At 39.6% G+C, this 1099-nt stretch carries 2 pseudogenes; one reads left to right on the top strand and one right to left on the bottom strand.

From position 1 onward, the window contains the following. Positions 1–75 (top strand): annotated as a pseudogene (locus tag KIO97_RS27000) (GlsB/YeaQ/YmgE family stress response membrane protein); the annotation flags it as partial. Positions 76–1028: 953 nt separating this feature from the next. Here the strand turns inward: KIO97_RS27000 and KIO97_RS26660 are convergent. Then, a pseudogene (locus KIO97_RS26660) lies at positions 1029–1099 on the bottom strand (elongation factor Tu); the annotation flags it as partial.

Genomic DNA, 1099 nt, shown 5'->3' with positions numbered 1-1099 from the left:
GTAGGCAGCATCATAACAGCCACGCTTGGGGCCTTTGTCCTGCTCTTTGTTTACAACCGATTCTTAAGAAACTAGCGTTTGCGTCAACGTACAAATACCACAGGAATAACTATGCTCGAAGTGTTTGTCATTGCAGTCATCATTATTGCCGTACTCAAGTTGATGGGCGTTAACTTTCGATAACCTCACGCTCTTTATTCGTAGTAAGAGGTAGGACGATTTCTGCCAATCTGTAGCAATCAGAGAATGGAGCTGGCAAAAATCGTCCTTAATATTACATTAGCACTGCCCGTTGGGAATTAACAAAACGTTCTCACCTACAGTTATGAGTTCAGAAGGACCGACATCATAGCGACAAGGCTCTCCTTCTACATATATAGTATGAAGGACATGATGGTCTCGGTAGGTAATTCGCACATGACCGTCACGGCTTGATGAAACGCTCATGATTTCTACAGGGTATGAGTTATCAGAAAGCGTCGAAGAACTTTGGCAACCAACCATCAAACTAACCAACAGAAAATAGACAAGTTTACGCAATTAGCTTTATCCACCATTTTACATTGAAGTTTTGTAAATCAACTGAGTGCTCATCATCTCATGATGTCGCCTTACCTTGCCGACTAGGCATAAAAGCGCCAACCAAATACGACGTGATCCACAGTACATACCGAACAATTCACGCTAAAATAGAGTAGATTAAAAGAATAACCATATCAATAGAAACTATGATTGTGATTGAAATACATCACGACACACCACATTCATACAACCATCCAACCCAAAGTCGAACGACACATTCCCAGTATCTATAAATATCAATTTGAGCTCTCTTAACTCAATTTACAAAATGACTTTCCATATAATAAGTTCATCAAGTTCAGTTTAGTGCACTTCAAACTCCCCACTAAAATCTCATTTATATGTCCGCAGTCTTCTAATGGTTATAAAAACAGTAATTGAGTTAAATGTTAAAATTTTGGCTGTGTCAGAAGAAGAGTGCAAGATTACGATTAATTCAGTAAGAATTAGTCGAAGATCTTAGCAACAACACCAGCACCTACAGTACGGCCACCTTCACCGATAGCGAAACGTAGAC

Source organism: Vibrio sp. B181a (assembly GCF_030248375.1).
GTDB lineage: Bacteria > Pseudomonadota > Gammaproteobacteria > Enterobacterales > Vibrionaceae > Vibrio > Vibrio campbellii.
The sequence above is the reverse complement of the archived record's forward strand: the minus strand, read 5'-3'. Positions and strand labels throughout refer to the sequence as shown.